This is a genomic window from Microcystis sp. M049S2 (assembly GCF_020245625.1).
GTDB classification, from domain to species: Bacteria; Cyanobacteriota; Cyanobacteriia; order Cyanobacteriales; family Microcystaceae; genus Microcystis; species Microcystis ichthyoblabe_A.
On sequence record NZ_JADBUN010000192.1, the window covers coordinates 1 to 8222 of the forward strand.

Annotated in this window: 7 protein-coding genes, 1 tRNA gene and 2 pseudogenes; 2 read left to right on the forward strand and 8 right to left on the reverse strand. The window is 44.3% G+C overall.

The window, feature by feature from the left end; genetic code table 11:
- From IM496_RS22470 to IM496_RS16160, 8 genes and pseudogenes are all read right to left on the reverse strand, one after another.
- Positions 1 to 188 (reverse strand): annotated as a pseudogene (locus IM496_RS22470) (hypothetical protein); the annotation flags it as partial.
- On the reverse strand, positions 189 to 425 hold the full coding sequence (locus tag IM496_RS22475; RefSeq protein WP_061431623.1) for a hypothetical protein: 237 nt from the start codon (positions 423 to 425) through the stop codon (positions 189 to 191).
- 273 nt (positions 426 to 698) lie between these two features.
- Positions 699 to 1916: an ATP phosphoribosyltransferase regulatory subunit gene (locus tag IM496_RS16135; protein ID WP_287662545.1), complete on the reverse strand. Its 1218-nt coding sequence runs from the start codon at positions 1914 to 1916 to the stop codon at positions 699 to 701.
- Between the two features lie 38 nt (positions 1917 to 1954).
- Positions 1955 to 2893, reverse strand: coding sequence for a J domain-containing protein (locus tag IM496_RS16140; protein WP_194017126.1), 939 nt, complete (start codon positions 2891 to 2893; stop codon positions 1955 to 1957).
- 53 nt (positions 2894 to 2946) lie between these two features.
- A complete protein-coding gene (locus tag IM496_RS16145) occupies positions 2947 to 3768 on the reverse strand; it encodes an inositol monophosphatase family protein (RefSeq protein ID WP_104395239.1) in 822 nt (273 codons plus the stop codon).
- 14 nt (positions 3769 to 3782) lie between these two features.
- A complete protein-coding gene (locus IM496_RS16150) occupies positions 3783 to 4151 on the reverse strand; it encodes a 2Fe-2S iron-sulfur cluster-binding protein (RefSeq protein WP_002737677.1) in 369 nt (122 codons plus the stop codon).
- A gap of 172 nt (positions 4152 to 4323) precedes the next feature.
- Entirely contained in the window at positions 4324 to 6597 is a 2274-nt protein-coding gene (locus IM496_RS16155; RefSeq protein WP_194017124.1) for a hypothetical protein, read from the reverse strand.
- On the reverse strand, positions 6594 to 7535 hold the full coding sequence (locus IM496_RS16160; RefSeq protein ID WP_194017122.1) for a homogentisate phytyltransferase: 942 nt from the start codon (positions 7533 to 7535) through the stop codon (positions 6594 to 6596). Before IM496_RS16160 ends, IM496_RS16155 begins: the two co-directional genes overlap by 4 nt.
- Positions 7536 to 7782: 247 nt before the next feature.
- On the opposite strand from IM496_RS16160, the gene IM496_RS16165 reads away from it, so the two are divergent.
- Both IM496_RS16165 and IM496_RS16170 read left to right on the forward strand, forming a co-directional pair.
- Positions 7783 to 7869: transfer RNA gene (locus IM496_RS16165), tRNA-Ser, on the forward strand.
- Between the two features lie 153 nt (positions 7870 to 8022).
- Positions 8023 to 8222 (forward strand): annotated as a pseudogene (locus IM496_RS16170) (hypothetical protein); the annotation flags it as partial.

An 8222-nucleotide genomic window follows, 5' to 3' on the forward strand; every position in this document is an offset into this window, starting at 1 on the left:
GATAAAGTCATCATATTGTCGATGATTTCAAACAGTTTAATTATCTGTTCCCTCTCGAACTCCTTTTCATATAATCCCCTGATTAACCTCCACTTCCACTGTTCCCGTTCTGGCAGCTTCCCAGTAGTCGCTTTTGTTTTCAGGTGTGCCATGACGATTATAGCAAAAGGATTGCTACTTGTTTCCAATTAGTCACTGATAACTGATAACTGGTAACTGATAACTGAATAGAGTTTGTCAGCGAAACGTTTTTTTGTCTTTGCTGAAGCGGTAATCCGTTTGAGTTCTTTTTCTAGGGATTCGGGAATTTTTGTCCAATCAATCAATTGGTGAACTTCAGGAAAAAAGAAGCATAAAAACGCTTCAAAATACTCGCTTAATGCTTCTTTCCAGGGTTCATCATAATTGGCTGTTGTTTGGTTCATGGCGAGTCGCTGTCAATCAGAAAGTTAGGCGATCCTCTAGATTCATTATTCCCCATAAATATCATCAATGCTACTTGTCGTCACAAAACTTCCCATTAGAGCAACCTACATCTACATCTTTGTCCTGTAGGGGCGAAGTATTCGGATAAAAAATCTACGGTTTCACCGATAGGTTATTGCCCGAATGCTTCGCCCGTACTTTTTGCCGCAAACCCTAGATAGAGTCCTATAGCAGCGGATAAAAGACAGGATTTTCGCCACTTTTGCCCCCTTTTAGAGAGATTCTTCCCTCACGGAACCATCTTCTTGCACCCAGGCGAGATTTTTAATCATTCGATCGCGGGCATAGGTGCGAATTTGTGCCTCGCTGCGACCACCTAAATCGATCGCCACTCTCAGATTCGGATCACCGGTGCGAAGGGAGCGAGCTTTACTAAAAGTCGCTATCTGGGCGTTATTACCCAAAGGGATAAGTAACCAGTCGAGGGGGGGAGCTTGGGTGGGTAAAGTCTGCCCTGATAATAGACTTTCGTGCAGTTCTTCGATATTTAGGGAAAAACCGATACCCGGAGCCGATTGGCCCTGGGGATGAAAAACGCCCAATAATTGATCATAGCGTCCGCCCTGGCCTAAAATACTGAGATTTTGCTGGTGATCACTAACGGCTTTAAAAACGATGCCGGTGTAGTAATCAAAGGTTTGAATCAGACTTAAATCGAGAATTAGGGGGAAAGGACTAGAGCGATCGGCATTAAGCAGCTCTACTAGGGATTTAAGGTTATTAACGGCTTTTTGGGCTGATTCTTCCCGGGCTAATACGGCCACTTGTGCGAGGACATCCTCAGGATTACCGCGCAGGTGAAATAATTGTCGGGCTTGCTGCCGGAGGGTTTCGTTGGGATAGGGAAGATTTTCGAGGCTAACGTAGTCGAGGAGGGCTAAACAGCGTTTCACCTGTTCGCGTAAGGGATCTGGAAAGGGAGAAAGTAGCGAACGAGTCAAACCCGCTTCTCCCAGAATAATCTGCCAGTTAGGGACGGCCAAACTATCGAAACAGTCGGCCAGGAGCAGTAAAATCTCGGCATCAGCTAGTAAACCGCCAGAAAAGAGCAATTCTACCCCTGCTTGATAGAATTCCACTTGACGACCGTGATAACTGGCGCTAGGGCGACGAAAAACGTTAGCCCGATAACAGAGACGTTGGGGATAGGACTCCCCACTCATGCGGGTGACGGCACTGCGGGCAATGGAAGCGGTTAATTCAGGGCGTAATCCCGATAGTCCTTGACTATCCCCGTGGAGTTGGATCACGGTGCTGGGATCGATCGTACCGCCTGCGGTGAGGGTATCGAGCCATTCAATGGTGGAGGTGACGATCCTTTGATAGCCCCAACGTTGAAAGACAGACTGAAGGCGATCGTTAATCCAGCCTTTTTGGGTAACTTCTAGGGGTAATAAATCCCTTGTCCCCGCCGGGGGTTGATGAATCATGGGAGTTTGCTAATCAAAATCGGTGGCACTGGTCAGTCCTATTTCTTTTTACCACCAAATCGAGACCAAAAACCGCCCTTGCGCTCTCCTTCCTCTTTTTGTTCTTTCTGGTCTGGCATTTCAATCTTAGAATTAACTACTTTATCTAGTTCCCGTTTGCACCTAATCACCGTCGCATCTTGGGGGCTGGTTTTCCAGGCCCGGTTGATATGAACCCGGGCCATGGACAGTTGATTTTGTCGCAGGTAGGCTAAACCGATCAGGGCGTGACAGATGCCATTATCTGGTTCTTGCCGCAGGGCATCGCGCAATTCTCGCAAAGCTTGGGCGGGGTTATTTTCGTCAAGAGAGGCTTGGGCGCGGCGAATATAGGCTTCTAGGGGCGATTCTTTGCTTTTAGTCCGAGCTGACGTGGTGACAGCCGCTCTAACTAACTCGGACTGGTTAGTATTGCCCTGGGAGATAAAGACTTTCGGGGTGGTTTTCCTGTTGCCCCGACCTTCGGTTAAGATCAGATAAACGAGATTGAGTTCACTGAGTTGGGCGATTTTCTGATAGGTATTTTCCAGGGCGGTATATTGATCGATCGCCAAAGATTGCAGGATTTTTTGATAGGCTAATTCGTAGTTAGCGCTAGATTGGGCTAGTTTTCTAGCTGGTTCACTACTGATGGTGATTTTACTCAAATCTCTCCCCATTGCCTTGCCCATTTGTGCTAAAACAAGGCGAAATTCTTCGCGAGATAGATCGTGGCTCAGATGTTCGTAGGCGGGGTTAACTAATTTTGAAAGTAACTGATTAGCCCGTTTCTTTTCATCGGTGGTGTAAGTGCGACAGGTATCAGGATGGATTTTATAGGCGATTTTTAAGTAACGCTCGCGAATCTCCTCCTGTTCGGCATCGATCGAGACTCCTAAAATAGCGAAGTGATCGATTAAATCATATTGAAATAATCCCTGGGAAATTGGAAAAATCATAGAGAGTATCCTAACTTTAATCAAAATGATAATCGCAATAAATATTAAAAGAATTAAAACTGAAAGCTCCAAGAAGCCGCTTTTTGCAGAGCTTGGCTTAAGGGGGTGTGAATCTGTCCGTTAGTAGCCAGGATTCGCCCCGTTTCTATCAAAAAAGGACTCTCATCGTAGGCGGTAATTTTACCCCCAGCTTCTTCGATCAGAATAACTCCTGCGGCCAGATCCCAGGGATTAATTCCTCGTTCCCAATAACCATCTAAGCGCCCACAGGCCACATCGGTTAAGTCTTTGGCAGCGGAACCGCTGCGGCGTACCCCTTGGGTCAGATGGGTGAGATAACAGAATTCGGCATAATTATTATCGGGGGTTTGACAGCGATCGTAGGCAAAACCCGTCACCAGTAAACTTTTTTCTAGTTCACTGGTCCGGGAGACATGGATGGGACGACGGTTCAGAGTAGCCCCCAAACCCTGGGCTGCCCGAAATAGTTCCTTTCTAAAGGGGTTATAGATGACTCCCACTGCTGCTTTCCCTGCGATCAGTAGTCCGATGGAGACGACGGATACGGGATAACCGTGGGCATAGTTGGTGGTTCCGTCGAGAGGATCGATCGCCCAGAGATAGTCGCTATCGGTCCCTGGCAGTTTTCCCGACTCTTCCGCTAAAATCCCGTGTTTGGGAAAGTGACGGCCAATAATTTTGAGAATTTCTGTTTCTGCTCGACGATCTATTTCTGTCACTAAATCGCCCGATCGCCCTTTTTCTTCTATTGTCTCGATTTTGCCCCAATTATCGAGGATAATTGTTCCCGCTGCTAGAGCGGCTTCGCTGGCAATGTCTAAGTATTTTTCTAATTGGCTGCTGGTATCTAGCACGATTAATCCCTAATCTATTCCTCATCTAAGGGTAAACCAAAACGCACTTTCCCACGAGCAAAAAAGCGACCGAATTGCAGTTCATAGACTTCATCTTCGTCCTGGGTGGCTACTTCCAGATCGCCACGAGCATAACTGACACAAAGTAAAGCATAACCTCTGGCTTTTAATTCCGGCGATAGTCCGATCGCTTCTGGTTGATGGATATCTCCCGATAATACCCTGACCGCGCAGCTGGTACAAGCTCCATTGCGACAGGAAAAGGGTAATTGATAGCCCTGTTTTTCCAGACTGTGGAGTATATAGTTATCCTCGGGAACGGTGGTGGTAATTTTTTCGCCCGTCTGACGATTGTTAACGGTGATTTGATGATATTTAGTCATAGTTTAGTTAGGCGGAAATTAAATTATCGATGTAATTCTAGATAGTTCTAAGATTTAGGGGCTATTTTGATCAGCTATCTTGATTATAGCATCAATAATTGCTCAAATAGTCATCATCTTAACAAATATTTCTTGAGAACTATTGACTTTTTTTGGGGTCGATTGCCAATTTTTATGGCTCTTTAAAATTCATCTCTTTTAATCTAACTGCACCGTCGATAATTGAGATTTCTTGGGAGCCAATTTGCACGATCGCATCTAATCCCTTACCGATAATTTTAACTGCTGGGGGACGACCTTTCTGCACGGTCATCACCAGAAAAAACTCCTCGCTACCCGTGGCTAAAATGCGATCACCTGTATTGGTTTTTTCGACTTTTAAAGTCACGGGAGTGATAAAAGTTCCCTGCATATTTGCCCCATTTTGAGTGATAGTAAAACTATTTTTTCCGAGAGTGACATTTCCCTGGGTATTCATCACCCAAGTTTTATTAATAAATTCTGGTTCATCGACTTTACCTAATAATTTATCCATCAAGACGAATAATCCGGGGGAACCAGAGGACAGGCCGTAATCGACGGCGAAAGAGCGAACTAGAGCGACTCCTGCGGGTTCACCCTGAGCGGAGCCGAAGGGTGGATTAGCCCCTTTAACCATGATTTTATCAGTTGTTAACGTAATTACTCCCGAACCATCGGGACTAGATTGAAAAGTTATCGGTTTTGCCTGGGACCAAGGCGGTGTTTTCGGGAAAGTAACCGTATTTTCGGAGTTCCAGTCACCTTCTGACCCCTCAAAACTCGCCCAATGTCCTCCTAATCCCCAAATTCTCACACTAGCGACATCGGGAAAAGACCATCCCCCTACAAAAGGTTGCTGTTTGAGATAGATACTAGCGACAAAATCCTCTTCATTTTGCCAGCGATTACGAAAAGCATAAAATCCCTTTCGTTGATCAACTAAAACCCGGGAAAGTTGGCGATCAGGATTTTCGGGAGTAAGATTAGATGGATAACCAGCGAGGAGAAAAGGGGCAATATGAGGATAATGGGGGTGAAAAAGTTGTTTTTCTTGACCTTGCAATCGCCATTTTAGTGCTGGTAGCAATGATTTATCGGTAATTCCCAATCCGATAGTTAATAAAGATACTCCTAAAAAAGTCTGATGTCTGCCGTAAGCAGGAATCAATAATTGACCATTTTTAGGGACAATTCTGGTTAAATAATGGGGTATCAATTGGGCTGCCGAGGAACCGGTTACTAAGTCTAATCCGAGACTATTTCGATACCCTTGCAAAAAAGGAAAAACACCGATAACCATCGGTTCGGTGGTGTATAAATCTCCTTCCGTGCCAAATCCTCGATCGCCGATAGCTGTGGTAAAATAGCGTTCTAGGTGACGTTTCGCCATTTCCACCTGTGCCGAGGGATAATAGAGAGGATCGGGCGGTAAATCTTCCTTGAGAATCGCTAAACTGGCTAATCCTGCCGCACCTCTGGCCCGCGCATTCCAGTTACTAACTGTGTCTCCATTCCAGCCATTTTTGGGTGAATCACCTTTGAGAAGTTTTTTACTTTCACTAGATAACCAGCGAGTAATTTCCCGTTGGCGCTTTTCTCCCCAAAGATCATAACAAAGATCGTAGGCGAGAGCGACTCCGGCGACAATTGACGATTGTTCTAAGAGTCTTTTGCCCGGATTTTTACGGGTTTTTTCGATAATTTCCCAGGCGGTTTCTGCTGATTTTTTATCTTGATTTAAAATTGCTAAAAAACAATGACCTGTGGCATGATAACCCCCATTAGGAACATAACCATCGTAATAAATTTTTTCCTGTAAACTGTTGTTTAATTGAGCGATAATAGCTTGACCGATGGGAGTTTTCGCTTTTTCTCTGAGATTAGTTAATTCTGACTTGCGAAAGATTAAACGGGGATGTTCTCGCGCTTGTAGGGGTTGATGATTAGGGACAGGATTAGGCCATAAAGAAGAAATTGTGCCATTAACTTTGTTTTGTAGTCTTCTTCCCCCTAACGTCCCTTGATAACTGCCGATAAGTTGGTCTTGGTGGGGGACAATTTCGATATTATAGATAGCTTCCCTGACTTCCGCTTGCCAAGGGTGAGTTTGAACGTTCATTTTCACCTGTAATCGCCAAGCATTGTCTAATTTAATCGCTTTTACCGTACCTTGGTGATCTACTTCTTTATTGAATTTCGGTGCGTATCCCCACACCGACGGCTGACAAACAGCGCGATCACAGCTTAAATCTAGGGTAAGATTTTGATAAACGGGTTTATCTTGCCACAGTTTCCAAACGCCATTTTTCAGGGTTAAATGAAGGTTGCCGGTTAATAATTGCGGATCTATGGTTTCTTGACTAGGTGCGCTTGTACCACCTAGCAAAAGTAAGGGAATGGCCGCTAAAAAAGGAGATATTTTCATATTAAACAAGTAAGGGGAAATATAAGGTATTCCAGGAAGAATAATTTCCAAATAAATTGGTAGAATCGGCTGATTTCGCTTTTATCTTCTAAATTTACTCCGCGACTACGCCACCAAAGAAGAAGAAGTAGGAGCAGATGGGCGACAATAGCCAGAGAAGAATTAATTCCGTTTATGCCCAAGAGACCGACGGCAATCATCCCAGCATAACATAGAGAAATTGTCAAGAGGGAAATTGTTAAGATTTTTTCTGGGCCGAGAAGCAGGGTAAAAGTGGTAATTTGGTAAATGCGATCGCCTTCTAGGTCAGGAACATCCTTGAAAATAGCGATCGCAACGGTGAAAACAAGAACAAAAGCTGTTAAAACCCAGACTGAGGGATAGATAGACTGATTTTGATTAATAACTGTGTTGTAGTGGCGAAAAAGACCTAAATTAACGATGACACCCCGGACGGTAAAAATACAGAAGGCGGCCCAGAGGGGAAAGCGTTTTAAACGCACTGGTGGCAAGGAATAGGCAGTACCGATGAGTAAACTAATCCCCACGGTGATTAACAGCCAAAAACCACCGATAAAAGCTAGTATAATTGCTAAAATACCGCTAAAACCCACGATTAACCCGCCTGTCAACCGAGAAAATTCGCCCTTGGCGAGGGGAAGATGAGGTTTATTGATTTTATCGATGTCGATGTCTTCCAACTGATTTAAACCGACGATATAGACATTACCAGCGAGACAAACGACCCAAGTGAGCAATAAAACCGACCAATGGCTAAAAAAATCGCTAATATTGCCTAAAGCAATTAAATACAGACTTAAAACACTGAAAGAAGTGCCGATAATCGTATGGGGACGAGAAAATTTCCAGAGACTCCCTAACCGGTCGAGAAAGTTAGGCCGGGGATGGTTAACTGGAAGAAAAGGAGCTTGATTCATCGGACCTCTTGCTAAAAATCAAAAATTGTCGTGGTTGGTGAGGGGTCGGTCGTCAGTAGTCGGTAGTCAGGAGAATTGGGAATGAATAATAATCAATTAAATGGTCTATTTACCGATTTTATGCCACTTAATCCTTATTTTTGACGTTTTTAAACCCTCAAAAATCAATTATGCCAGAGGTCTATCAAAAAAAATCAATTCTAGGGCAAGTAATCTGTTAAAATGATAATCCAGACTCAAACCCTGTGGAGAGGTGGCAGAGTGGTTGAATGCGGCAGACTCGAAATCTGCTTTAGGGTCACACCTAACGTGGGTTCAAATCCCACCCTCTCCGTTGAACTGATAACTTAGTGCTGTCGTTAACGGTCTTAAGAGATATAGCGTTACTGTGGGTGGTTTCCGACTGGTGACTAGATTTAGACAACAAAAATCGGGCGTTGCTGAATCAAGGTATGAATGACAACCTTGCACCCATCCAAAAGTTAGTTTGGGTCTAGGTTTTAAAAATCCCACAAGAGAAGATTCATATCTCAAATCAGCAACGCCAGGATTAGTATATATTGCCATAGACCGAACGAGTTGGGGAGCAACTAATATCTTGATGGTGAGTCTAATTTATGACAAGAGAGCCATCCCAATCTATTGGGAGATATTGGATAAAAAAGGAAGTAGTAATCTCGAAGAACA

Bases quoted from the DNA above. Each gene is read 5' to 3' on its own strand.
- IM496_RS16140 (WP_194017126.1), bottom strand. From the start codon at position 2,893: ATGATTTTTCCAATTTCCCAGGGATTATTTCAATATGATTTAATCGAT.
- IM496_RS22475 (WP_061431623.1), bottom strand. From the start codon at position 425: ATGAACCAAACAACAGCCAATTATGATGAACCCTGGAAAGAAGCATTA.
- IM496_RS16150 (WP_002737677.1), bottom strand. From the start codon at position 4,151: ATGACTAAATATCATCAAATCACCGTTAACAATCGTCAGACGGGCGAA.
- IM496_RS16135 (WP_287662545.1), bottom strand. From the start codon at position 1,916: ATGATTCATCAACCCCCGGCGGGGACAAGGGATTTATTACCCCTAGAA.
- IM496_RS16160 (WP_194017122.1), bottom strand. From the start codon at position 7,535: ATGAATCAAGCTCCTTTTCTTCCAGTTAACCATCCCCGGCCTAACTTT.
- IM496_RS16155 (WP_194017124.1), bottom strand. From the start codon at position 6,597: ATGAAAATATCTCCTTTTTTAGCGGCCATTCCCTTACTTTTGCTAGGT.